Raw genomic sequence first — 23,619 nt, forward strand, 5'->3', positions numbered from 1 at the left:
TCACCGGACGACGGAAGTCCGGCGCGCGTTCCGACGTTGATACATGTCGATCGAGAGAGTTAATTGATCCGAGATCAGTGTCCCGCTAATGGCTGCCCACGCCGGTTCTCCCGATCGTTCGGACGACCTGCCCCCGGTCGTCGACGCGGACGACGTGACGAAGTGCTACGCGCGGGGGACGGAGCCGGGCCGCCTCGGGCGGGCGCTCGGCCGATCGGAGCCGCCGACCGTTCGCGCGCTCGATTCGGTCTCGCTGACGATCGCCGACGGGGAGATCGTCGGCCTCGCCGGCCCGAGCGGGAGCGGGAAGTCGACGCTGCTGCACCTCCTGGCGGGACTCGATCGACCGACCGAGGGGGCCGTTTCGGTTCGGGGGAGAACCCTCTCGTCGCTGTCGACTCGCGAGCGGGCGCGGTACCGCCTCGAGCACGTCGGCATCGTCTTTCAACACTTCCACCTGCTCGACTCCCTGTCGGCGCGCGCCAACGTCGCCCTGCCGCTGGTCGAGCTCGGCGTTCGCAAGCGCGAGCGGCGGCGCCGAGCGACCGAACTCCTCGAGCGAGTGGGGCTGGGCGACCGCGTGACCCACCGCCCGCGGGAGCTGAGCGGGGGCGAACAACAGCGGGTCGCGATCGCTCGCGCGCTCGTCACCGATCCGACCCTGGTCGTCGCCGACGAGCCGACGGGCGAACTCGACACGGAGACCGGCGAGCGAATCCTCCGGGAGTTCGAACGCGTCGCGGAGGACCGCGCCGTCGTGCTCGCCTCCCACGATCGGGAGACGCTCGCCGTCTGCGATCGGATGATCCGGTTGAAAGACGGCCGACGAACGGATCGGGAATCGCGGGTTCGAACCGATCCATGAGGCCTCGCGCGCGTCTGGTCCGGTGGATCGGACTCGCAGGCGTCGGCGTCCGGCGAACGATCTCGCGAGCGACGCACACGGCCCAACAGCGGACCCGGTTCAGCGTCCTCGGGGTCGCGGTCGCGATCGCCTTGCTGGTCGCCGTCACCGGAATCGGCGTCGGCCTCGCGACCGGGACGACCGTCTACGACGACGACGTCGACTACTGGATCGTTCCAGAGCGCAACGGGGTGGACTCGCCGCTGGTCGCGACCGACGGGCCGCAGTTCGGGTCCGTCCACGAGACGACCGACCGGGTCGCCGCCATCGAAGGGGTCGACTCGGTCACGCCGGTCCTGATGCAGGTCGTGCGGGTCGAGACGGAATCCTCGACGGAGTACGTTCTGGTCGTCGGCGTCGTCAACGACTCGGACATCGATCGGATCGTCGGCGTCGAGACGGCGCCGCTGACGCCGGGCGATCCGTACTACGCCGACGGCGGGTACGACGGGGAGTGGACCGGCGAGGCCGTCCTCTCCGACAGCGCCGCGTCCGTCCTCGGGGCGTCGACCGGCGATCCGCTCTCGGTCGCCGGAAACGACTCGTTCACCGTCGCCGAAGTCGACGAGTCGACCGATCGCGTCGGCGGCGTTCCGACCGCGCTGGTGCAGTTGAGCGAACTCCAGACGCTTTCGGGCGCCGATCGGCACGACCAGGCCGATCAGTTCGTAGTGTCCACGAACTCGCCCGAGGTGAAAGACGACCTCGCCGGACTGTATCCGCAGTCGTCCGTCCTCACCCGCGGCGAACTCGCGGCGAGCCGGACGCTCGACTCCGACCTTCCGCTGGCGCTCGGGCTCGCGGCGGTCGTCGTCGCCGTCGCGATCGGCACGCTGTTCGTCGTCACGACCGCCGGCCTCGAACTGGTCGCCGATCGCGATCAGCTGGCGACGATGGGCGCGCTCGGCGTCTCCGTCCGGAGTCAGCTCGCGCTGGTCGGCGTCCAGACGCTGGCGACGACGGCCGTCGGCGGGCTCCTGGGCGGAATCGCCGGACTCGGCGTCATTCGGGTCGTCAACGAGCTCGCCGTCCGAACGCTGACGAGCGAGCCGATCGCCGAGTCGACGCCCCTGTTCGTCCCCTACGGACTCGCCGTCGGGATCGCGATCGGACTGCTGTCGCTGCCGTGGCTGCTCGTGGCGACACGCCGACTGACCGGAGGTGTCCCCTGATGCGGAGGACCGACGACGCGCCCGAACCCGAGCGACGGGGGGCCGAATCCGGCCGTCCGAGCGCCGAATCCGGGCGGCTGGCCCGAGTGCGCGAGCGCGTCCGGGCCGCCGGCGGACTGACGTTCGCACAGCTCCGCCATCATCGGCTCCGGCTGGGGCTGGCGATCGTCGGCGTGGCGCTCGCCGTCCTCGCGACGACGCTGCTCGCCGGGGCCGGCGTCGGAGTGCTCGAGACGGGACAACAGCAGTTCGCGGCGGCCGATCGGGATCTCTGGGTGACGGCGGGCGAAACCCGGTTGACGTCCTCCGGCGGCGGCGGCTTCGAGAACTCGCTGTACGATTCGCGATCCGTCGCCCGCGAGATGGAGGCTCACGACGGCGTCGCCACCGCGGTTCCGCTCGCGTTCGAGACGGTGTACGTCGGAACCGGCGACGGCGATTTCGCGACGTTCGTCGGCACCGGCGTTCCGGGCGGCGGGTCGTCCGTCCGGGTGACCGACGGAGCGGGGCTCAGCGGCGACCCTCACTACGCGAACGGGACCTACGAGGGCCCGCGGACGAACGAGCTCCTGCTCGACGAGGAGACGGCGAACTCGCTCGGTGTCGATGTCGGCGATACGGTCAACGTCGGCGGCTCGCTCTCGGTCGCTCGCAACACCGAGTTCACCGTCGTCGGGATCTCGCCCACCTTCGAGCGGATGCTCGGCGCGCCGACTGTGACGATGCCGCTGAGCGAACTTTACCGGGTGACCGGGACGACCCGGACCGAACCCGCGACGTTCATCACGATCACCGGCGAGGACGGCGCGGACGTCGACGCCGTCCAGCGGGACCTCCGGGAGTCCTACCCGGAGTACGAGATCCGATCGAACCAGGAGCAACTCGAGGCGGTCGTCCAGGAGCAGGTGCTCGTCCTCGCGGCCGGCGGTGCGCTCGTGTTGCTCGCGGTCGGCGCGGGCGTTGCGCTCACGGTGTCGCTGCTGTCGCTCGTCGTGTTCCAGCAACGGCGCGAGTTCGCCGCGGCCCGAGCGCAGGGGCTCTCGTCGTCGCTGTTGATCGCGATCGTGATCGGCCAGGGGGTGACGATCGGATTCGTCGGCGGGGTCGTCGGACTCGCGCTCACGCCGCCGGCCGTGAGCCTGCTCAACGGGCTCGCCGCGGCCGTCGTCGGCTTCGAGGGCCTCGTCCGGACGGCCGAACCCATCTACGTCGGCGGGATCGCGATCGCGGTCGTCACCGGCACGATCGCTGCGGCGATCGCCGGCTGGCGGCTCGGTCGCCGCCCGATTCTGCAGGACATCTGACCGGTCGGTTTGTACGGTTCCCGCCGGTCGACGCCGCGGTTCGAGTACGATCGAACACGTAGTCCACGCAGACAGTGTACCGGGCTGACCAGGCGTTTTTTACCCGCTGCGACGGGACTGTGCTATATGACAACACTCCTCGAACGAGTGCGGCGGCGCTACGAGACGACCGAGAAGAAGTGTCCGGAGTGCGGCTACGTCGACGAGAGCGGCAACTGGGAGAGTCGGACGGACGGGAGTCGAATCGTCTACCGCCACGTCTGTCCCGGGTGCGATGCGAGCCGCGAACATACCTTTAAGCTCGCGTAAGCTTCCTTCGCGCTCGGTCCCGACTCGCGGAGTCGAGAGGCGATCGTCCGCTGGCACTTATTTGTACGCCGCTCCCGAAGGTGGGAACGATGACCGGTGGTCGGTTCAAACTGTTCGGCGCGTACGTGACCCGGCCGGTCCGCGACGCGATCGCGGAGTCGGTGTACGAGACGGCCGGCGTCGTCGACCTCGACGACTACTTCGACGAGACGGCAGACTCGGTCCCCGAGGGCGATCCGGGCGCCGAGGCGACGGACGCGCTCGTCGAGGACGTCGTCGCGGAGTTCGCCGCGCTGTACGACCACGCGGCGTTCGACGCGGCGACGCGGATCGATCCCGACGCGTTCGTGCTCGTGCAACTCGCGGCCAGACCGGAGCGCGTCGCGCGCGCTCGGGAACTGTTCCAGGCCGCGGCGACGATCCGGAACTCGGACCTTCGGACGGTGCAGACTGCGATCCTGGCCGCCGCACTCGAGGTCCCCGTCGAACCGACCGAGGAATAATCGGGCGGCGACCCCGCCACGCGCCGGGGCGATCGACGCCGTCGATCGCGTTCCGACTCGACGGCGGTGCGCTCGAGGGACCGATCGGCGCTCAGTCCTCGCGCGTCGTGATGTCGGCCGACAGCCCCTGGGCCATCTCGATGTCCGTCGAGTTGTTCATCGTCCAGGCGGTGCGCTCGGTGACGGCCTCGATCGCCTCGCGGGCGCTCGGGTAGCCGTTGCCGGACTTCTTCACGCCGCCGAACGGGAGCTGGACCTCGGCGCCGATGCAGGGCAGGTTCGCGTAGGCCAGCCCGAGTTCCGCGTGATCGCGGAAGTAGTTGAGCTGGCGGTAGTCCTCGGAGATGATCGCGCCGGCCAGCCCGTAGGGCGTGTCGTTGTGGATCTCCAGCGCGCGCTCGATGTCGCCGTCGTACTCGATGAGGGCGACGTGGGGGCCGAAACACTCCTCTTTCAGGCAGCGCAGATCCGGGTCGTAGTCGATCTCGTAGACGAACGGGCCGACCCAGTGACCGTTCGCGAAGCTGCCGCTTCGCTCACCATCGGCGGCAGCAGCCGCCCCGTCCTCGTGGCCCTCCGGGATCTCGTCCGCGTCGAGTTCGAACCGATCGACGAGCACCTCGGCGCCCTCTTGTCGGGCCAACTCGTTGTGCTTGCGGATCTTCTCGACGTGGTCGGCCTCGATCGCGGGCCCCATGAACGTGTCCTCGTCGAGGGGGTCGCCCACGGTGACGTCCTCGGCGATGTCGACGAAGCGCTCCGTGAACTCGTCGTAGACGTCCGTGTGGACGATCAGCCGTTCGCTCGAGACGCAGCGCTGGCCGGTCGTCTTGAACGAGGACATGATCGCCGAGTGGACCGCGACGTCCAGGTCGGCCTCCTCGGTGATGACGATCCCGTTCTTGCCGCCCATCTCGCAGGCCGCGAGTTTGCCGGGTTCGCCGCCGACTTTCCCCGAAATTTCGTGGCCGACTTCCGCCGAGCCGGTAAAGAGGACGGTGTCGACGCGCTCGTCGTCGGTGATCGCCGCGCCGGCGTCGCCGAAGCCCTGAATCATGTTGAACACGCCGTCGGGAACCCCGGCGTCCGCCATCATCTCGGCGATGATCTGGCCGCACCACGGCGTCTGTTCCGCGGGTTTCCAGACGACCGTGTTCCCCTCGACCAGTGCGATCGCCATGTGCCAGAACGGGATCGCGACAGGGAAGTTCCACGGCGTGATGCAGCCGATCACGCCCCGCGGTTTGCGGCGCATGTACGCGTCCTTGCTCGGAATCTCGGACGGGACGACGTCGCCGTGGGGGTGGCGGGCGTTGCCCGCCGCCCACTCGACCATGTGCCAGGCCTCTGTGACGTCCGCCTTGCCCTCGCTGATCTCCTTGCCGCACTCCTTGGTGACGATCTCGCCCAGTTCCTCGTGGCGATCGCGCAGTTCGTGGTAGATGTCCCAGAGGTACTCCGCTCGATCGATGTACGACAGGTTCCGCCACTCGTCGACGGCGTCTTCGGCGGCCGCGAGCGCCGCGTCGACGTCGTCGACGGTGCCGCGCTGGAACGTCGCCAGCGTCTCGCCGGTCGCCGGGTTCTCGCTCTCGAACGTGTCCGACCCGCTCCCGTCGACCCATTCGCCGCCGATGTAGTGTCCGTACACGTGCTCCGTGGCTTGCTGGCTCATATTCGAATCGTCTACGAGCGGGGTGAAAACAGTGATGGTCGCTTACACGACCGCTCCGTGCTCGATTCCGTACTTTGATGACCGATCGCCGACCCTGGCGAACAGGTTCCGCCGGCGTCGAACGCCCGTTCGGTGCGGGCGGTCGATCTCCGCGACCGGCGCGTACCGTCGGGTTCGACGTCTAACGCGTCGTCACCGATTCGTCACCGATCGTCGTCGCGACCGCGATCCGTCGTGACCGTCCGTTCGCCGTCGTCCGGTTCGTCACCTTCCTCCTCGGCGGGGTGGCGCTCGGCGCCCGACTCCTGCATGTCGTCCGTCTCGGGTTGGACGCCCTTGCCCGATCGGCCCTCGCCTTCCGGGAGGTCGTCGGCGTCCGGTTCGCCGGCGCCCGGGCCGAGTTCCCGGCGCTCGCCGTCGACGAACTGGCCGCCGGTCCCCTCATCGCGATCGAAGACCGGATCGGTTCCCTCTGTGGAGAACGGCGCTTCCGTTAGGTGGATCGCCTCCGCGGTGACCGCGTCGACGGCGGCGGCGTCGATCGGGACCGTCTCCTCGGTGTCGAGATCCCAGTCGTGAGCCGCGCGAATCGCGTCGATCGCGCCCTCCTTTGTCGCGACGTACGCCGTCTCGTCCTCGGTCAGTTTGACGACGCCGATCGGTTCGCCGGCGGCGGTTTCGACGCGTTTGCCGACGTCGTCGTCGGAAAAGGACGGTGTCGGAGCCATACGCGACGATAGCGCCGGTCGTCGAAAGCGGCTGCTGCCTGCAACGGCCGGGGAGACGGGAGGTCGGAGATGGGCGCCGGGCGGCCGCTCGAAGACAGGGGCTCGATCGAACTAGCCGCGACCGAGGTCGGCCGCCTTTTCGACTTCGCTGCGCAGCGTCGTCGAGTCGAACTCGTGGTCCGGTCGCAGGCGGACGAAATCGAGGAAGCGTCGCGCGCGCAACAGCGCGGACGGATCGTAGACGGCGACGGCCGCGTCGACGGCGGCGCGGGCGCCGATACGGGGCTCGAGCATCGCGAGCGCACAGGCGAGGTCGTACGCCGACGTCTCGGTGACGCGGTTCTCGTGGACGTTCGTTGCGTCGATGAAGTAGAGTTCGTCGTCGTAGATAAGGACGTTCTCGGCCCGCAGGTCGCCGTGGGCCAGTCCGTGATCGTGGAGCGTCTTTAGCATCTCGAACAGCTCCCGGGATCGGTTCTCGACGACGAACGCGGGGACGTCCTCGAACGACTCGAACTCGGGGAGGTACTCCAGGACGAGGACGCCGAGCCCGTTGACCTCGAAGGCTTCGATCGGCCGCGGGGCGTTGACGCCGATCTCGCGCATCCGCTGAGTCGCCTCGTACTCGTGTTCGACCATCTCGCGGGGCGTGTCGAACCGCCCGAAGAAGCCCTCGGTGCGGGACGTGAACGCACCGACGTTCCGGCCGGTCGTGAGGACGGCGTGGACGAGCGCGTTCTGTCGCGAGACGATCTTGATGAACCACTCGTCGTCGATCACGCAGGGCGTCGAGAGCCAGTTGTCGGCGTCGAGGAACTCGACGCGGACGGCCTCGCGGTCGTGCCGGGCCGCCAGCGTCCGAATCACGCGCTCGATGCGCTCCCATTCGACGCTCCCTCGAGCGAGCTGGCGGATGTCCATGCCTGACAGAGGGCTCTCGAGGTTAAATGCCTCCCGAACTGTCGTCGTCGAGATGTGTTCGAACGGATGGTGGTGTCCGCCGACCCGCGGACGGCGATCGGTCGTGACGCGCTCGCCGGATATCGCGACCGAACCGGATCCCGTGGCGAGCGACTCCGCGGGGAACCGAGTCACCCGACAGAACAGTATCATTTTCACCTTCCTCGACGTATTCGCAACTATGGACGCTATCGACGATCTGGGGGACGCGATCGACGCGACGAGAAACCTGCTGACCCCGGTCCGCCCGAAGATGTGGCTCAAGCTGTCGATCGTCGTGCTGTTCGTCGTCGGGTTCGGCGGCGGCGCCTCGCCGCCGACCGGCAATTTCGAAGCCCCCGCCGACGATCCCGGGACCGGATCCGGTTCCGAGTTCGGGATCGATTCCGCGATCGAGCAACTTCCCGAGGATTTCTGGTTCTACGCGGCGATCGCGCTCGCCCTCGTGATCCTCCTCTGGCTGGTCTTCGGCCTGATCAGCGCGATCATGGAGTTCGTCTTCATCGAGTCGCTGCGGACGACCGAGGTTCGCGTCAGACGGTACGCGCGCCGCAACGTCGGTCGCGGCCTGCGGCTGTTCGGCTTCCGGCTGGTGCTCACGCTCCCGCTGCTCCTAGCCGTGGTGGGGCCCGTGGCGTACATCATCCTTCTCGATCCCGCACCGGAGCGACTCGGCGGCTCGATCGCGCTGGTAGTGCTCGTCGGCGTCGTCGGGTACGCGATCTACGCGATCGTGATGCGATTCACCTCCGAGTTCGTCGCCCCGATCATGTTGCTCGAAGACCGGGGCGTCCTCGGGGGGTGGCGGCGCTTCTGGCGGACGGGGACGGCCAACTGGGCCGAGTACGCGGTGTATCTGATACTCGCCTGGATCATCCTCCTCGTGGCGAATATCGGCATCTCGCTCGTGTTGCTCGTGGGCGGGCTGTTGCTCGCGATCCCGTTTCTCGTCCTCGGCGCTGTGGCGTACGTGGCGGGCGGCGCCGGGCTGTACCTCTTGATCCCGATCGGCCTCGTCGCCCTCGTCGCGTACCTGCTGTTCTACGCGGTCGTCTGGATGCCGGTCCGCACCTACTTCAAGTACTACGCGCTGTTGTTGCTCGGCGACACCGACGCGGACCTCGATCTGATCCCCGACCAGCGCGCGGCCATCCGATCGGACGGCGGGATGGCCGCGGGCGCGGAGACGCCCGACGAACCGGGCCGCCCCGGCGGACGCTGGGGAACCGCCGACGAAGACGAGTCGAGCGCGTGGGACGACGGGACGGACGCGGGTACGGGAGACGATCGGTCGACCGATTCGTGGGGATCCGACCGCGACGGGGACGACCCGTGGGGGCACTCCGACGATGAGAACGACGAGAGCGACGAGGACGATCGCTCCGATCGAGGCTGGTAGCGCTCGAAAGCGCTCCGCTCCCGCCGGTTCGCGCGGCGTTCGGCGCGAGTCCGTCGATCGCGGCTCGGACGAAGGTCGGTGCGTTTAACCTCCGGCCCGGCAATTTTTGCGTATGGACTTCGGCTTGCCCGACGAGCACCGAATGGTACAGGAGACGGTCCGGGACTTTTGCGAGCGGGAGATCGAACCGATCGCCCAGGAGATCGAGGACGAGCACCGCTTCCCCGCGGAGATCTTCGACCAGCTCGCCGCCCTCGACATGATGGGCGTGCCGATCGACGACGCCTACGGCGGGCTGGGCGGCGACACGCTCATGTACTCGCTGGTCGCCGAGGAGATCGGCCGCGTCTCCGGCTCGGTCGGCCTCTCGTACGTCGCGCACATCTCGCTCGCGTCGAAGCCGATCGAACTCTTCGGCACCGAGGAACAGAAGGAGCGCTGGCTGCGCCCGCTCGCGGAGGGCGAGCACATGGGCGGCTGGGCGCTGACCGAACCCGGCAGCGGCTCCGACGCCTCGGACATGGACACGACGGCGCGGAAAGAAGGCGACGAGTGGGTACTCGATGGCACGAAGCAGTTCATCACGAACGCCTCCGAGGCCGGGTCGGTGCTCGTCAAGGCGGTCACGGACCCAGAGGCGGGCTACGACGGGATCTCGACGTTCATCGTCGATCCCCGCGAGGACGACGGCTTCGAGGTGACGACGATCTGGGACAAGATGGGGCTGAACGCCTCGCCCACCTGCGAGATCCAGCTGGAAGACGTCCGGCTCCCCGAGGATCGCCTGCTCGGCGAGGAGGGCGACGGTTGGGAACAGACGAAAAAGACCTTAGACGGGGGCCGGATCTCGATCGCCGCCCTCTCGACGGGGTTGGCCCAGGGCGCCTACGACCACGCGAAAGCCTACAGCGGGGAGCGCGAACAGTTCGGTCAGCCGATCTCGAAGTTCGACGCCATCCGCGACAAGCTCGTCGACATGCACCGAAAGACCGAGCGGGCGCGGCTGCTGACGCGCAAGGCTGCGACGCGCTACGACGACGGGCAGCCGGTGACCAGGGAGTCCGCCCTCGCGAAACTCGACGCCAGCGAGGCCGCCCGCGAAGTCGCCGAGGACGCCGTCCAGGTGCTCGGCGGCTACGGCTACACGACGGACTTCGCCCCGCAGCGGTTCTACCGCGACGCCAAGCTGATGGAGATCGGCGAAGGGACGAGCGAGATCCAACACCTCGTCATCGGCCGGGAACTCGGCCTGTAGTCGCCCTACAGGCCCTCGTCGGATTCGTCCTGCTCGCGTTGGGATCGTCGGCCGGTCGATCGCTACCGCCGGCGGAACGGATCGAGCACCGCCGACACAGAGGAGAGTTCGAGCGGGTGGCGCTGTTGCCCGCGTCGAATTCGCGTCAGGATGACGACCGCAACGTAGCTTAGGACCGCGAGACCGATCCCGACCAGGATGTTTCCGAGCAGCGTCTGCCCGACGGCCGTTCCGGCCGAATCGACAGCGGGATCGCTCGACAGGATCGACCGGGTGCCGAGCACGACGCCGCCGACGTGGTAACTCGCGACGTAGACGGCCGGTTTCACGAACGGATTGAGGACGGCGACGCTGGCGAAGATCGCGGGTTTGTTGACCCACGACCACAGCGCCGCGAACACGAAAAAGAGGCCGATACCGAGTCCGCCCGTCGGGAGCGTCGTGATGAAGATCCCGACGGCGAAGCTGGCGCCGATCTGGTGTGGCGTGTGGTCCGTCCGAAACGCGGCTCGCAACTCGCTGCGGGCGCGATCGCGATACCGGTTGAGCCGCCGTCGAATCACGTTCTGTACGTCGATCCCATCCACTACACAAAAAGCGTATCGTCCTGCGGTCAAGCTTCCCCGCGAACCCTGAAAACGTGTTACCGGATCAGGGGAAGCTGCCGGCTTCCTCGTAGGCGTCCGCGACGCGCTGGATCGCGACGACGTAGGTTGCGGTTCGCGGGTTGTCGAGGGCGTTCGCCTCGAGCGCCTCGACGAGCGCGTCGAAGCCGTCGACGATGATGTTCTCGAGTTCCTCGTTGACCCGCTCTTCGGACCAGTAGAATCGCTGGCGGTTCTGGACCCACTCGAAGTAGCTGACGGTCACGCCGCCGGCGTTGGCGAGGATGTCCGGGACGACGAAGACGTCCTCGTCCGCGAGCACGGCGTCGGCTTCGGGCGTCAGCGGCCCGTTAGCGGCTTCGGAGATGACGTCCGCCTGGACGTCTTCGGCGAGGTCGCCGTCGATCGCGTTCTCGAGGGCGGCTGGGATCAGCAGATCGACGTCGAGCGTGAGCACGTCCTCGTTGGTGATCTCCGCCTCGGCGTCGTGGAAGCCGACGACGCTGCCCGTCTCGTTCTTGTGCTCCTTGGCGGCGACGGGATCGAAGCCGTCGGGGTTGTAGATCCCGCCGCTGGAGTCGCTGGCGGCGACGACGGTCGCGCCCATCTCGTCGATCAGCTTCGCGGCGATCCAGCCGGCGTTGCCGTAGCCCTGGACGGCGACGGTCGCGCCCTGGAGATCCTTGTCGAGGTAGTCGAATGCCTCGCGAGCCGCGATGACGGTCGATCGACCGGTCGCCTCGACGCGGCCCTCGCTGCCGCCGCTGTTGAGGTCCTTCCCGGTGATGACGCCGGGTTCGGTGGTGTTCTCGAGCGTCTCGTAGGTGTCCTTGATCCAGTTCATCTCCCGCTGGCCCGTATTCACGTCGGGCGCGGGGATGTCGCGGTCCTCGCCGATCATCGGCGTGAGTTCCTTCGCGAAGGCGCGCGTGATGCGCTCGAGTTCGCTCTCGGAGTAGTCGTCGGGGTCGATGATGATGCCGCCCTTGCCGCCGCCGAGCGGGATGTCGACGATCGCGGTCTTGTAGGTCATCCAGCCGGAGAGCGCCTTGACCTCGTCGCGGGAGACCTGCGGGTGGTAGCGGATGCCGCCCTTGTACGGCCCGCGATCGCCGTTGAACTGCGATCGGAACGCTTTGAACCGCTCGAGCGAACCGTCGTCGAGCTCGACCGTGAGGTTGGTCTCGAGCACTCGCTCCGGGTGTTTGAGCCGCTCGATCACGTCGTCGCCGATGTCGAGATACGCCGCCGCCTCGTCGATTTGCGACTGGAGGCTCTCGAATGGGTTGGCAGTCTCTGACATTGCGAGTACGTTCATAGGTTGGCGAAATAAGCGTGACGGAAGCCGATTAGTAACTAAGTCCCAATATAAGGTAATAGGAGATAATTATATTGTTGGTGTGCGCCCATCCGATCGGCCGTCGCCTGAGAATCGCTACCGTCTCACCGAAGCATCATCCTCGTCTCGCCGAGAAACCGCCCGCTCGTTACTGAGGAATCGCCATCGAACCACTGAGGGATCGCCATCGCGCCGCAGAGACGAGCTACCGCGAGGTAGTTCCACGGGATGGCGCGGGCGGCGCCCGGGTTACGCGCCGTCGCTGGCGGCCTCGGCACGATCGCGGATTCGTCGCGCCTGCGCGATCAGCGGCGCGTCGATCATCTCGCCGTCGACCTCGAAGACGCCCCGTCCCTCGGCCTCGGCCTCCCGCCTGGCCTCGAGAACCGCCTCGGCCCACTCGATCTCGCTTTCGTCCGGGGTGAACGCCTCATTGATCGGGCCGACCTGCGCGGGGTGGATCGCCAGCTTCCCGTCGTAACCGAGCCGAACCGATCGCTCGGCGTCCTCGCGCAGGCCCTCGTCGTCCTGGAAGTCGGTCACCAGGGTGTCGATCGCCTCGCAGTCGTGGGCCGCGGCCGCGACGACGACGCGTTCGCGTGCGTAGAGAACTTCCGTTCCCTCTGCGGTCCGCGTCGCACCGATATCGGCCGAGAGGTCCTCGGCGCCGAATACCAGCGCGTCGGTCGCCGGAACCGCCGCGATCTCCGGCGCCGCGAGGACGCCGCGAGCGCTCTCGATCAGCGCCAGCACCGGCGCGGAGACGCTCCAGGTGGCGAGTCGATCGGCGAGCGCGCGAACGTCGTCCGCGGCGCTCGCTTTCGGAAGCATCAGGCTGTCGAGGCGGACCTCGTCGGGGGACGCGAGCAGGGTATCGAGATCGGCCTTGATCGCGTCGTCAGTCGCGTTGACGCGAACGCAGACCTCGCAGTCGGGGTCGAATTCTGGGTCGGCGAGAACGTCGCGAACCGCGTCTCTCGCTTCGTCCTTGCGCGTCGGGGACACGGCGTCCTCGAGATCGAAGACGATCACGTCGGCCCCCGCGTTCGGGGCTTTACGGAGCATCTCGGAACGATCACCAGGGGTAAACAGGACGCTTCGACGTACCATACGGACGTGTGCGAGAAGCGGGACCGTGAAAGTACGGGACGCGGTACGGCGGGAATCGGGCGGATAGCCGGCGCGGAACGCGTTCGACCGGAACCGATCGAACTGCTGGGACGGGTCGAGAGGAGCAGGGCCCACATCGGGGGGTGGGCGATCGGATCGGACGGACCGGCAGCATCGTCATGGGAACCCCTCGTTCAGAGTGAAAACGAAGCGGGAATCGATGGGAGATCGATACCGAATTGCGATCGAAGAACGCACGAGGGTGGTTTCACTTTGAACGGGCGTATCGCGTGTCGATCCCGAATCACGCTGAACGAGGGGTGTGGGCGCCCGCGTTACCTGCGCACCAAACTCGGTCGCGAGGTCATGCTACGGCCACAGGCCGCGAGCGTCGTGCGCCTCGGCGACCCGGGAGAGTGCGACGATGTACGCCGCGTCGCGCCACGTGACGTCCCGCGCGTCGTACTCCTCGCGGACGGACTCCCACGCTCGGAGCATCTCCGTCTCGAGTTCCTCGTGGACCCGTTCGAGGCTCCACTTGCGGCGGTTGATATCCTGGAGCCACTCGAAGTAACTGACCGTGACCCCGCCCGCGTTGGCGAGGATGTCCGGGACGACCGGAATGGCGCGCTCCTCGAATATTCGATCGGCCGTCGAGGTCGTCGGGCCGTTCGCGCCCTCGACGATCAGCTCCGCGCTGACGTCAGCGGCGTTCTCGCCGGTGAGCACGTTCCCGATCGCGGCCGGGATCAACACGTCCACGTCGAGTTCGAGCAGGTCCGCGTTCGAGAGCGTCTCGGGGGCGTCGTAGCCCGAGACCATCCCCGGCGTCTCGTCGTGGTCCTCAACGTCGGTCGTGTCGAGGCCGTCCGGGTCGTATATCGCCCCGTCGACGTCCGACACCGCGACGATCTGCGCGCCGAGGTCGTCGAGGTAGCGCGCGGCGTTGGCGCCGACGCTCCCGAATCCCTGGACGGCGACGGTGGTGTCTTCGACATCCCAGCCGTAGTAGTCGATCGCCTCCCGCGCGACGATGCCGACGCTGCGACCGGGAGCTTTCTCCCGGCCGTAGGAACCGCCCACGACGGGCGGTTTGCCGGTGACGACGCCGGGTTCGGTCTCCCCTTCCTGCATCGAGTAGGCGTCCATGAACCACGCCATGGTTTCCGGGTCCGTCCCCATGTCGGGCGCGGGAATGTCCGTCATCGGCCCGATGACCGGCCGGAGTTCCTCCGCAAATCGCCTGGTGAGCCGTTCCTTTTCGGCGGCGCTTAGGTCCTTGGGATCGACGACAACGCCGCCTTTTGCCCCGCCGAAGGGGAGGTCCATCACGGCGCACTTCCAGGTCATCCACATCGACAGTCCGATACACTCGTCCTCGCTGACGTCCGGGTGGTATCGCAGGCCGCCCTTGTACGGCCCGCGGACGCTGTCGTGTTGGGCGCGGTAGCCGGTGTACATCGCTCGAGTCCCGTCGTCGCGCTCGAGCGGGATCGTCACCCGGTAGACGCTCGTGGGATGCCGGAGCCGATCGACGATTCCGTCGTCGACGTCGAGGTGGGCCGCCGCGCGATCGAGCTGCCGACGCGCCGTTTCGACGGCGCTCTCGGCCTCCGATTTGGCGTTCTCGGCTTCCGGTTCGACGGTCTTCGCCGTCGGTTCGGTGCGCTGCGCGTCGGATTCCGCTGTGGGATCGGCTGTTGTCATGGTCACGCCGTAGATCTCTCGCCCCGAATCGAAGCCGCGCGAGACGATCGCCCGTCGGGGGCCGGCTCCCGATCGTCTCCGGGACGATGCGAGGGGATTTCTCCACGATCCGGATAACCCTTGCTACTTCCTTCGGGTTCGTGCAATATTTGCACACCGCGCACTATCTCCCCTCTCATTCAAGCCGCTCGTCGTGGTCCGACCTCCCGTGACCATCGAGAGCATCAATCCGGCGACCGGCGAGGTCGTCGACACGTTCGACGAGGAGTCCGAATCCGAACGGGAGGAGCAACTGAAGCGGGCGAGCGAGGCGTTCGAGGACTGGTCGCGAGTCCCGATCGAAAAACGCCAGCGACTGCTGGCCGCGGCGGGCGAGGTCCTTCGCGAGAACAGCGACGAGTACGCCACCCTGATGACCGAGGAGATGGGCAAACCGATCGACCAGGCGCGATCGGAGGTCGAGAAGTGCGCCTGGGTCTGCGACTACTACGCCGAGCACGCGGCGGAGTTCCTCGCCGACGAGGTCGTCGCGGGCGAGCCGAACGCGACGACGAAGGTCGTCTACCAACCGCTCGGTCCGATCCTCGCGATCATGCCGTGGAACTTCCCGTTCTGGCAGGTCTTCCGGTTCGCCGCGCCGAACCTCACCGCGGGCAACGTCGGCTTGCTGAAACACGCCTCGAACGTCCCCGGGTGCGCCCGGGCGATCGAGGACGTCTTCCGCGAGGCGGGCTACCCGGAGGGCGTGTTCACCTCCCTGCTGATCAGTTCGAGCGAGATAGACCAGGTGATCGAAGACGATCGGATTAGGGGCGTCACGCTCACCGGAAGCGACGGCGCGGGCCGCGCGGTCGGCGAGACGGCGGGCAGCAACCTCAAGAAGAGCGTCCTCGAACTCGGCGGCAGCGATCCGTTCGTCGTCCTCGACGACGCCCCGATGGACAAAACCGTGGAGACGGCGGTCCAGGCCCGGCTCATCAACAACGGCCAGTCCTGCATCGCCGCGAAGCGGTTCATCGTGGTCGAGGACGTCTACGACGAGTTCCTCGATCGGTTCGTCCAGGAGATGGACGCGCAGACGGTCGGCGATCCGACGGACGACGAGACCGATATCGGCCCCCAGGCCCGCGAGGATCTGATGGAGGAGCTCCACGAGCAGGTCGAGGAGACGATCGACCAGGGCGGCGAACTGGAACTCGGCGGCGAACCGGTGGACCGCGACGGTGCGTTCTATCCGCCGACGGTGATCACGGACCCGCCGAAAGACGCGCCCGCGGACAAAGAGGAGATGTTCGGTCCCGTCGCGACGGTGTTCAAGGTTTCCGACGAGGCGGCGGCGATCGAGAAAGCCAACGACACCCGATTCGGTCTCGGTGCCAGCGTCTGGACGGAGGACCTCGATCGGGGCGAGCGAGTCGCCCGCGAGTTCGAGTCCGGCCTCGCGTTCGTGAACGAACTCGTCAAGTCCGATCCGCGGCTTCCGTTCGGCGGCGTCAAAGACTCCGGCTACGGGCGCGAACTCGCCCGCCACGGCATCCGCGAGTTCGTCAACGCGAAGACGATCTGGGTCCAGCACGAAGCCGGCGAGGAGACCGAGATGGTCGAATGAACGGTGATTTCGGGCAGGGTCACGGATAATCGGCGCCCCGCCCAAGACGACGCCGATTCTGAGAACACCACGAAAGCCCTAGCCCCTTTCATTCCCACCCGCGGTGGTCTGCCCGGTCAGCTGAGAGGTGGGAACGAGTCCGGGGCTTTCGGGGTGTTCTCGTCCGGTTTATCCTCGACAGTTGATGGTCGAGAGACGCCGCTAGACGCCCCACGGATACGTCTCGGGAGGCGCCTCACCACCCTCGATCCCCATCGGGTGGAGCGCCTCGGTCTCGTCGAGGTAGACGAACGCGTCGTACCGATCGGGCAGCACGGTGGGGACGTAGTTGCCGCCCTCGTAGGCGGGATCGTAGACGACGCCGATCGCGCGGTGGCCCCGAGGTTCGGCGAGCGGTCCGCCGTCGTCCTCGTCAGCCGTTCCGTAGCCCCGATCGAACTGGACAATGGCGTCGTCGAGGCCCGCCCGGTGGAAGACGTCCTCGTGGCTTCCCGATCGCGCCTCGGGGACGGTCATCCGTTCCATCGGCGCACCCCACTCCTCGCCGGCGATGACGGTCCCGCGGCGGGAGCCGAAGCCGACGGTCGCGACGTCCGCGTCGTCCTCGCAGACCTCCTCGCGGGCGAGTTGACCCAGATTCAGCTTCCCGCGATCGACCATGTTCGTCGCGCGGGCGTCGCCGACGTGGGTGTTGTGCGCCCAGACGATACCGGGGCCGTCGTGGAATTCGAGGAGTCGCTGGAGCGTCTCGCTCATGTGGCGATCCCTCACATTCCACGAGTTCGCGCCGCCGCGGCCCATCGCTCGATAGTACGATTCGGCGTTCTTCGCGACCAGCGCGTTCTGTTCGGCGGCGAAGGATTCGAGCGGATCGTCCCCGTCGTACCCCGCATTCTGATCAGCGATCTCCTCACGAAGCGATCGAAGCACGTCGATCACCTCCGCCTCGCAGTCTTCGGGAATCAGTCGGATCGACTGCGCGTACTCGCGGGCGTCCTCGCCGTACGGTTCGAAGCAGTGATAGGCGTCGCGGGCCCGATCCGCCAAGTCGGGGTCCAGGCCCTCCAGGTAGTCGATGACCGCGGCCATCGACTCGTAGAGGCTGTAGACGTCCAGCCCGTAGAAACCGGCCCGATCGCCGACGGGCCGATCGGCGTTGTACCCGGCCAACCAATCGACGAACGCCGCGACCTCCCAGTTGGCCCACATCCACGTCGGCCAGCGCTCGAACGACTCGAGGACCTCGCGGGCGCTCTCGGCGTCCGATCGGCCGGTCGCGTACCGCGTCACCTCGTAGCAGTCGGTCCAGTCGCCCTCGACGGCGACGAACTCGAAGTCGTGATCGTCGAGCAACCGCGCCGACAGTTGCGCCCGGAGGCGGTAGTACTCCGAGGTACCGTGCGAGGCCTCGCCGAGCAGGACCACGTCCGCGTCGGCGACGTCGTCGACGAGGCCGCCCAGGCCTTCACCGATCGGCGTCGCTCGATCGGCGACCGCGGCCGCCGCGCGCTCCGGATCGCCCGCCGTCGTCGTGTCGATTCGGTGTGCAGTCACGGAACTCACCCACCAGGACTGATCCCCGCGGTTCCTTCGGCGTACCCCTTGCTGTCGTCGGTGCCCGTTCGCGGGCCGCGTCGTTTCGACCTCCGGACACATTGCGCGAAGGACACGTTTTAGTGGGATCTCCGCGACTCCGAACCTATGCCCGGACTGTACTACGAGGAGTTCACCGTCGGCGAGACGATCGAGCACGAGCGCCGGCGAACGATCTCCGAGAGCGACAACCAGCGCTTTTGCGACATGACGATGAACCAGCAGCCGCTGCACCTCGATCAGGAGTTCGCCGCGGACACCGACTTCGGCGAGCGATTGGTCAACGGCCTCTACACGATGTCGCTGGCGGTTGGCATCTCGATCCCCGAGACGACCGACGGGACGATCGTCGCCAACCTCTCGTACGATACCGTCGAGCACCCGCACCCGGTCTTCCACGGCGACACGATCCGCGTTCAGTCGACGGTCGCGGACAAGCGCGAGACCAGCGACGGCGAGCGCGGCGTCGTGACCATGCACGTCGAAGTCTTCAAGGTAAACGACCCGGACGAACCGCTCGTCTGCGAGTTCGATCGGACCGTCCTCTCGCTGAAGCGCGAGCACGCGGAAGAGGGGGACGAATGACGGCCCCGGATCTGGATCCCGCCGACCTCGAGTGGCTCTCGCTCGACGCTGACGAGGAGGTCGTCTGGGCGAGCGGTCCCGATCGACGGACGCTCATTCCGGCGCTCCTTGTCGGGATCCCGCTCTCGATCGTCCTGATCGGGATTTTCGTCATCGTCGGCGAGTACTTCCGGGTGACGAACACCCACTACGTCGTGACGGACCAGGCGCTCTACAAGAAGACGGGCGTGTTCTCCCGCGACGTCAAGCGGATCGAACACGGGAAGATCCAGGACATCTCCTACTCTCAGAGCGCGCTGGGGAACCACTTCGGCTACGGGGACGTCGACGTCAGCACCGCCGGCGGCTCGGGTGTCGAGCTCTCGTTCGACTCCGTACCCGACCCGCGAGCGGTCCAGCAGCGGATCAGCGAACTGATCGACCGCCCGCGGCGCGAGGGCGACGACGAGCGATCGACCGACGACGCGCTCGCGGAGATCCTGACCGAACTCCGCGCGATCCGGGCGGCCGTAGAGGAGTCGAAGAGCGACGCGGCGCGGCCTTCGAAGGACGGCCGGGGCGCTCGTGATGGCGACGACCGCCGAAGGCAACGATGAGCGACGACGCCCAACGCGCGGACGCCGGGTCAGCGGCTGATCGGTCCGACGGTCTCGAATCGCCGACCGATCGCGCGGTCGAACCCGATCCGTCGACCGATCGGGAACTCGACTGGCTCGCGCTCGACGCCGGCGAGGAACTTCGTTGGGTCGGCGGGCCGCGGATCCAGACCGTCTACCCGTGGGCCGCCCTCGGGATCGTCGGCGCGATCGCGATCCTCGGTGCGATCGCGGCGGACGTTCTCTCGCCGTGGGCGGCGCTCTGTATTCCGCCAATCGCCGTTTCGGTGTGGTGGCTGACGCTTCGCGTCTCGCGGACAACGTACCTGATCACGAACCGTCGAATCGCCGCCAAAACGGGCGTTCTCGGCCTCTCCGTGCGGTTCCTCGGACTCGATCGAATCCAGAACACGACGTTCGAACAGGGCGTGACGGGCCGGCTGTTCGACTACGGTTCCGTCGAGATCGACCCCGCCGGCGGCGCGGCGCTTTCCTTCCGCAACGTCGACGACCCGGCGCGCGTTCGAGCGCGGCTCGAAGCGCAGCGCGGACGCGACTCGCCGACCGCGGTGCCGGGCAGTCGTGAGCAGTGGGCCGCCGTCCTCGACGAAGTCAGAGGGTGGCGGCGCGCCCTCGAACGGTCTCGGTGAGCCGATCGCCGGGTGCCGCACCGATCGATCCGTTCGTCAGCGTGGCACGCGTACCCATACCGTCGGCAAGGCTTTTATCCATCAACCCGACGACAGTATCATGGCGGATCTCTTCCCCGAAACGATCGAGACCGATCGGCTGCGCCTCGAAGCGACGGGACCCGAGACGGTAGACGTCTTCGAGTTGTACGAAATCTGTTCGTCGGATCCGGGGATCGAAGAGGTCACGGCGTACGTGACGTGGGACCCACATCCGACGCCGAAGGAAACCGCCGATCACGTCGAGCGATCGGCCGACCGGTTCGAATCGAACGAGGCCGCGTCGTACGTGATTCGCCCTCTCGAGGGCGAAGACGGGGCGGAAGAGATCGCCGGCGGTGCCGGGTGCGACGTCGACTGGGACCGTCGGACGATGACGCTCGGCGTCTGGCTCCGAAAGCGGTTCTGGGGCCGGGGTTACTCCGGCGAACGCGCCGCCGCGTTCATGCACGTCGCGTTCGAGCGCCTCGACCTTGAGGTGGTCGCGGTGCTCGCGCTCGTCGATAACGATCGGTCGAAGCGGGCGATCCGGAAGTACACGGAAGCACACGGCGGCGGTCGAGAGGGGACCCTCCGGAACTGGCAGGTCATCGACGGCGAGCCCGTCGACTGCGTCCGATACAGCGTCTCGCGATCGGAGTGGAGAGAAAATCCGACGGACGTAACGGTTTGTCTCGAAGCGTGAGCGCCGCGTCCGATCCACCTCGATCGCCGATCGCGATCACGCCACGGTCGCGATCATGTAGATGTTGATGAAGACGGCCGCCGTCCACGGCAGCGCGAGGCCGGCCGGAACGATCGCCCGGTACTCCGCGGGGAGCATCGGTCGGCAGACGAGACCGATCCCGATCGCGACCGCTTTCAGCGCGAACATTCCCGCCAGTCCGTGGCTATCGATCGCGCCGCGGGCGATCGGGTTCGACTCGGCCAATCCAAGTTGCAGGCCGACGAAGGTCGTCACCACGTCGCCGAGGAGCGAGACGACCACGAGTCCCCAGAACAGTCGCTCGAGGCGAACGGGCGTGACGCCGCCGGGCAGTCGGTGGCGCAGCGACGCGCCGTCGAAACTCATAGGCTCCCGATCGGAGTCGAACCGATCGCCGTCCGGCCCGGAGAGCGCGCGGGGCTACCGCACGCGCCGGTTCCATCACTCCCGGTATTGTTATGGCAACCGTAGGATGGACGGGGCCTCGGTTACGTGGCGGTAACTGGGCGCTGAGCCGTCAACGAATAGTACTAGTCCCGATGCACAGTCGCGGTCGACGCGATCGGCGACGGTAATCGGACCGGCAGCAACGATTCACCGCCGACGACCCGGCGATCGATCAGCGTCGTCGCCGTCAGAGGATGGTGCCGTGTTTCTTGTCCGGAAGAGACGTCTCCACGTCGGCGTAGAAGTCGAAGCGGGCAGCGAGTTCGTCGCGGAGCGCACTCGGCGGAACGATCTCGTCGATGACGACCTCGCTGGCCATCCGGTGGATGTCGATGTCCTCGCGGTACTCCTCGCGCAGCTCGCGTTCGGTGCGCTCGCGCTCCTCGGGATCGTCGATCGCGGCGAGTTTCCGAGCGTAGACGGCGTTGATCGCCGCCTCCGGCCCCATGATGCCGATCTCGCCGGAGGGGAGACCGATGACGCTCTCGGGATCGTAGGCGGGGCCGCCCATCGCGTAGATCCCCGCGCCGTAGGCCTTCCGCACGACAACCGTCTGCTGGGGGACCGTCGCGGCGGAGGTCGCGTAGATCATCTTCTTGCCCTGCTCCAAGATGCCCTCCTTTTCGACCTGGGAGCCGGCCATGAAGCCGGGCGTGTCACAGAGGTAGAGTAGCGGGACGTTAAACGCGTCCGACTTCCAGATGAACTCCGCGGCCTTCTCCGCCGCGTCGGGGAAGATCGCTCCCGCGCGGTTCGCGGGCTGGTTCGCGACGATTCCGATCGGTCGGCCGTCGATTCGGGCGTAGGCGGTGACGATCTCGGGACCGTAATCGGGCCGTAACTCGAAGTACGACCCCTCGTCGACCAGCCGCTCGATGACGTCGGTCATGTCGTACCCCTTGTTCGGGTGCTGGGGAACGACGGCGTCGATCCCCTCCGAGGACTTCGCGGGTCCGATCGGTTCCTGCTGGGGCGGCTTCTCGTCGGCGTTGTCCGGCAGATAGGTGATCAACTGCGCGACGAGCTCGCGAGCGTGTTCCTCGTCCCTCGCGATCAGATCCGCCGACCCGGATTCGCGGGCGTGGACCGCCGGACCGCCCAGGTCCTGCATGCTGATGTCTTCCCCGGTGACCATCCGGACCATCCGGGGCGAGGCGATCGCCATCGCGGACATCCCCTCGACCATGATCGTGAAGTCCGCGAACACCGGGGTGTACGCCGCGCCGGCGATACAGGGGCCGTAGAGGACGCAGATCTGCGGGACGCGCCCGGAGAGCATCGAGTGGTTGTAGTAGTACTTGCCGATCCCCTCTCGGTTGGCGAAGAAGCCCGTCTGCTGGTCGATCCGCCCGCCGGAGGAGTCCATCAGGTAGAACACGGGGTTCCCGCTCTTGAGCGCCCGCTGTTGCATCCGGAGGAACTTCTCGACGCCCTTCGCGGCCATGCTCCCCCGCTTGACCGTGTAGTCGTTGGCCATGAAGTGGACGTCCCGCCCCTCGAAGGTCGCGGCGCCGGTGATGAGGCCGTCCGCCGGGAGTCGATCGTCGTCGTCCGGGCCCGTATTCATCCCCCGCGGGTGCCAGTCGTCGAACGCCGCGAACTTGCCGTCCTCGAAGAGGAACTCGTCGTTCTCGCCGCCGAACCAGAGGTCGAGCCGATCGCGCACGAACAGTTTCCCCTCCTCGGGCAGTTGGTCCCTGTACTTTTCCGGCCCGCCTTCGAGGATGTCCGCGATCTCCTCGCGAAGCAGCGCTTCGCGTTCGGTGGGTCCGAGTTCTGCGTCGGCGTCGCCGCCGTCGGCGGGTACCGTCGGCCCTCGCCGCCCGTCTGCGCCCGATCCGGACGTCGGTTCCGTCTCGTGTTCGTGGGTCGCCATCGGCTCGTCGTCGGCGCCGACGTAGACCTCGATCGTGTCGCCGACGTGTTCGGCCAGCGCGGCCGCGATCGCCGACGCCTCCTCGTCCGACGCCCCTGCCGCGATTCGGACTTTCATGGCAAAATTTGTGACGGCCCGCATAAAAGTCGTTTTCCATCGCGGTTCGCGACGCCGAGGGCGTTCACTGGCCGAAAAGCGTAGCCGAGAGGCGCCGAAATCGGACGCCCGCCGCGAACCCGACCGCTCCGCGTCGAGCGGAACGAATAAAAACGGATCGCGGCGGGACGATCGCCACCGATCGGACGAACCGTCACGAACGAGCAGGCGAGGTGGATCACGAATCGCGACCCGACGCGAACCGCACGAGAGTGATGTCGCTGCCTCCGTGGTCACCAACACGGAGACGTCTCTGTGTGGGCGGGTGAGGGACACAAACGCTCACCTGTACTCGTACACGTATTATATGACCGCCCGACGTCCGGTCTCGAACACCCGATCGGAGGGGGCGCGCGTCGCATTTCGGGACCGGATATCACGGCCGCGGCAGT

Annotated in this window: 22 protein-coding genes; 12 read left to right on the top strand and 10 right to left on the bottom strand. The window is 67.3% G+C overall.

Translation table 11 applies throughout. The features are described 5' to 3' along the window. Nucleotides 1–88 precede the first annotated feature (88 nt). From MUH00_RS13945 to MUH00_RS13965, 5 genes are all read left to right on the top strand, one after another. Complete coding sequence (locus MUH00_RS13945) at nucleotides 89–865, top strand: ABC transporter ATP-binding protein (protein ID WP_246999536.1); 777 nt, start codon at nucleotides 89–91, stop codon at nucleotides 863–865. Next, nucleotides 862–2,076 (top strand): FtsX-like permease family protein, encoded by a 1,215-nt coding sequence (locus MUH00_RS13950; RefSeq protein WP_246999538.1) that lies wholly within the window; start codon nucleotides 862–864, stop codon nucleotides 2,074–2,076. The genes MUH00_RS13945 and MUH00_RS13950 overlap by 4 nt, the downstream gene beginning before the upstream one ends. Next, a complete protein-coding gene (locus MUH00_RS13955) occupies nucleotides 2,076–3,380 on the top strand; it encodes an ABC transporter permease (protein ID WP_425603011.1) in 1,305 nt (434 codons plus the stop codon). Before MUH00_RS13950 ends, MUH00_RS13955 begins: the two co-directional genes overlap by 1 nt. Before the next feature lie 126 nt (nucleotides 3,381–3,506). After that, nucleotides 3,507–3,689 carry an HVO_0649 family zinc finger protein gene (locus MUH00_RS13960; RefSeq protein WP_246999540.1) on the top strand — a complete coding sequence of 61 codons (183 nt, stop codon included), beginning with the start codon at nucleotides 3,507–3,509 and terminating at the stop codon, nucleotides 3,687–3,689. Between the two features lie 89 nt (nucleotides 3,690–3,778). Beyond that, entirely contained in the window at nucleotides 3,779–4,192 is a 414-nt protein-coding gene (locus tag MUH00_RS13965; protein WP_246999542.1) for a hypothetical protein, read from the top strand. Between the two features lie 91 nt (nucleotides 4,193–4,283). Here MUH00_RS13965 and MUH00_RS13970 read toward each other — a convergent pair whose 3' ends face one another. From MUH00_RS13970 to MUH00_RS13980, 3 genes are all read right to left on the bottom strand, one after another. After that, a complete protein-coding gene (locus tag MUH00_RS13970) occupies nucleotides 4,284–5,867 on the bottom strand; it encodes an aldehyde dehydrogenase family protein (protein WP_246999544.1) in 1,584 nt (527 codons plus the stop codon). 203 nt (nucleotides 5,868–6,070) lie between these two features. Further along, complete coding sequence (locus tag MUH00_RS13975; RefSeq protein ID WP_246999546.1) at nucleotides 6,071–6,595, bottom strand: hypothetical protein; 525 nt, start codon at nucleotides 6,593–6,595, stop codon at nucleotides 6,071–6,073. A gap of 111 nt (nucleotides 6,596–6,706) precedes the next feature. After that, nucleotides 6,707–7,516: an RIO1 family regulatory kinase/ATPase domain-containing protein gene (locus MUH00_RS13980; RefSeq protein ID WP_246999548.1), complete on the bottom strand. Its 810-nt coding sequence runs from the start codon at nucleotides 7,514–7,516 to the stop codon at nucleotides 6,707–6,709. Nucleotides 7,517–7,736: 220 nt separating this feature from the next. Here MUH00_RS13980 and MUH00_RS13985 point away from each other — a divergent pair, with 220 nt between their 5' ends. Further along, nucleotides 7,737–8,954: a DUF7544 domain-containing protein gene (locus MUH00_RS13985; RefSeq protein WP_246999550.1), complete on the top strand. Its 1,218-nt coding sequence runs from the start codon at nucleotides 7,737–7,739 to the stop codon at nucleotides 8,952–8,954. A 112-nt stretch (nucleotides 8,955–9,066) separates the two neighbouring features. Beyond that, on the top strand, nucleotides 9,067–10,209 hold the full coding sequence (locus MUH00_RS13990) for an acyl-CoA dehydrogenase family protein (protein ID WP_246999552.1): 1,143 nt from the start codon (nucleotides 9,067–9,069) through the stop codon (nucleotides 10,207–10,209). Nucleotides 10,210–10,271: 62 nt separating this feature from the next. Here the strand turns inward: MUH00_RS13990 and MUH00_RS13995 are convergent, their stop codons facing one another. The 4 genes from MUH00_RS13995 to gdhB form a co-directional block, all read right to left on the bottom strand. Beyond that, nucleotides 10,272–10,772: a DUF2062 domain-containing protein gene (locus tag MUH00_RS13995; protein WP_247003975.1), complete on the bottom strand. Its 501-nt coding sequence runs from the start codon at nucleotides 10,770–10,772 to the stop codon at nucleotides 10,272–10,274. An 88-nt stretch (nucleotides 10,773–10,860) separates the two neighbouring features. Continuing rightward, on the bottom strand, nucleotides 10,861–12,117 hold the full coding sequence (locus tag MUH00_RS14000) for a Glu/Leu/Phe/Val family dehydrogenase (protein ID WP_246999557.1): 1,257 nt from the start codon (nucleotides 12,115–12,117) through the stop codon (nucleotides 10,861–10,863). A gap of 285 nt (nucleotides 12,118–12,402) precedes the next feature. Continuing rightward, the gene (locus MUH00_RS14005; protein ID WP_246999559.1) at nucleotides 12,403–13,263 is read right to left on the bottom strand and encodes an HpcH/HpaI aldolase/citrate lyase family protein; all 861 of its coding nucleotides are present in this window, start codon (nucleotides 13,261–13,263) and stop codon (nucleotides 12,403–12,405) included. A gap of 369 nt (nucleotides 13,264–13,632) precedes the next feature. Beyond that, complete coding sequence (gdhB, locus tag MUH00_RS14010; RefSeq protein WP_247003976.1) at nucleotides 13,633–14,970, bottom strand: glutamate dehydrogenase GdhB; 1,338 nt, start codon at nucleotides 14,968–14,970, stop codon at nucleotides 13,633–13,635. Between the two features lie 208 nt (nucleotides 14,971–15,178). On the opposite strand from gdhB, the gene MUH00_RS14015 reads away from it, so the two are divergent. Then, nucleotides 15,179–16,579 carry an NAD-dependent succinate-semialdehyde dehydrogenase gene (locus MUH00_RS14015; protein ID WP_246999561.1) on the top strand — a complete coding sequence of 467 codons (1,401 nt, stop codon included), beginning with the start codon at nucleotides 15,179–15,181 and terminating at the stop codon, nucleotides 16,577–16,579. A gap of 201 nt (nucleotides 16,580–16,780) precedes the next feature. Here the strand turns inward: MUH00_RS14015 and MUH00_RS14020 are convergent, their stop codons facing one another. After that, nucleotides 16,781–18,133 carry an erythromycin esterase family protein gene (locus tag MUH00_RS14020; protein ID WP_246999563.1) on the bottom strand — a complete coding sequence of 451 codons (1,353 nt, stop codon included), beginning with the start codon at nucleotides 18,131–18,133 and terminating at the stop codon, nucleotides 16,781–16,783. A gap of 147 nt (nucleotides 18,134–18,280) precedes the next feature. On the opposite strand from MUH00_RS14020, the gene MUH00_RS14025 reads away from it, so the two are divergent. The 4 genes from MUH00_RS14025 to MUH00_RS14040 all read left to right on the top strand — a co-directional run bounded on the left by MUH00_RS14025 (nucleotide 18,281) and on the right by MUH00_RS14040 (nucleotide 20,727). After that, nucleotides 18,281–18,757 carry a MaoC family dehydratase gene (locus MUH00_RS14025; RefSeq protein ID WP_246999565.1) on the top strand — a complete coding sequence of 159 codons (477 nt, stop codon included), beginning with the start codon at nucleotides 18,281–18,283 and terminating at the stop codon, nucleotides 18,755–18,757. After that, entirely contained in the window at nucleotides 18,754–19,353 is a 600-nt protein-coding gene (locus MUH00_RS14030; protein ID WP_246999568.1) for a PH domain-containing protein, read from the top strand. The genes MUH00_RS14025 and MUH00_RS14030 overlap by 4 nt, the downstream gene beginning before the upstream one ends. Then, nucleotides 19,350–20,003, top strand: a complete 654-nt coding sequence (locus tag MUH00_RS14035; RefSeq protein WP_246999570.1) for a PH domain-containing protein — start codon at nucleotides 19,350–19,352, stop codon at nucleotides 20,001–20,003. Before MUH00_RS14030 ends, MUH00_RS14035 begins: the two co-directional genes overlap by 4 nt. Nucleotides 20,004–20,103: 100 nt before the next feature. Continuing rightward, complete coding sequence (locus MUH00_RS14040; protein WP_246999571.1) at nucleotides 20,104–20,727, top strand: GNAT family N-acetyltransferase; 624 nt, start codon at nucleotides 20,104–20,106, stop codon at nucleotides 20,725–20,727. Nucleotides 20,728–20,763: 36 nt separating this feature from the next. Here MUH00_RS14040 and MUH00_RS14045 read toward each other — a convergent pair whose 3' ends face one another. Then, complete coding sequence (locus MUH00_RS14045; protein WP_246999573.1) at nucleotides 20,764–21,114, bottom strand: DUF5658 family protein; 351 nt, start codon at nucleotides 21,112–21,114, stop codon at nucleotides 20,764–20,766. 268 nt (nucleotides 21,115–21,382) lie between these two features. Continuing rightward, complete coding sequence (locus MUH00_RS14050; protein WP_246999576.1) at nucleotides 21,383–23,188, bottom strand: acyl-CoA carboxylase subunit beta; 1,806 nt, start codon at nucleotides 23,186–23,188, stop codon at nucleotides 21,383–21,385. Between the last annotated feature and the right edge of the window lie 431 nt (nucleotides 23,189–23,619).

The sequence above is a fragment of the Halosolutus gelatinilyticus genome (genome assembly GCF_023028105.1).
GTDB classification, from domain to species: Archaea; Halobacteriota; Halobacteria; order Halobacteriales; family Natrialbaceae; genus Halosolutus; species Halosolutus gelatinilyticus.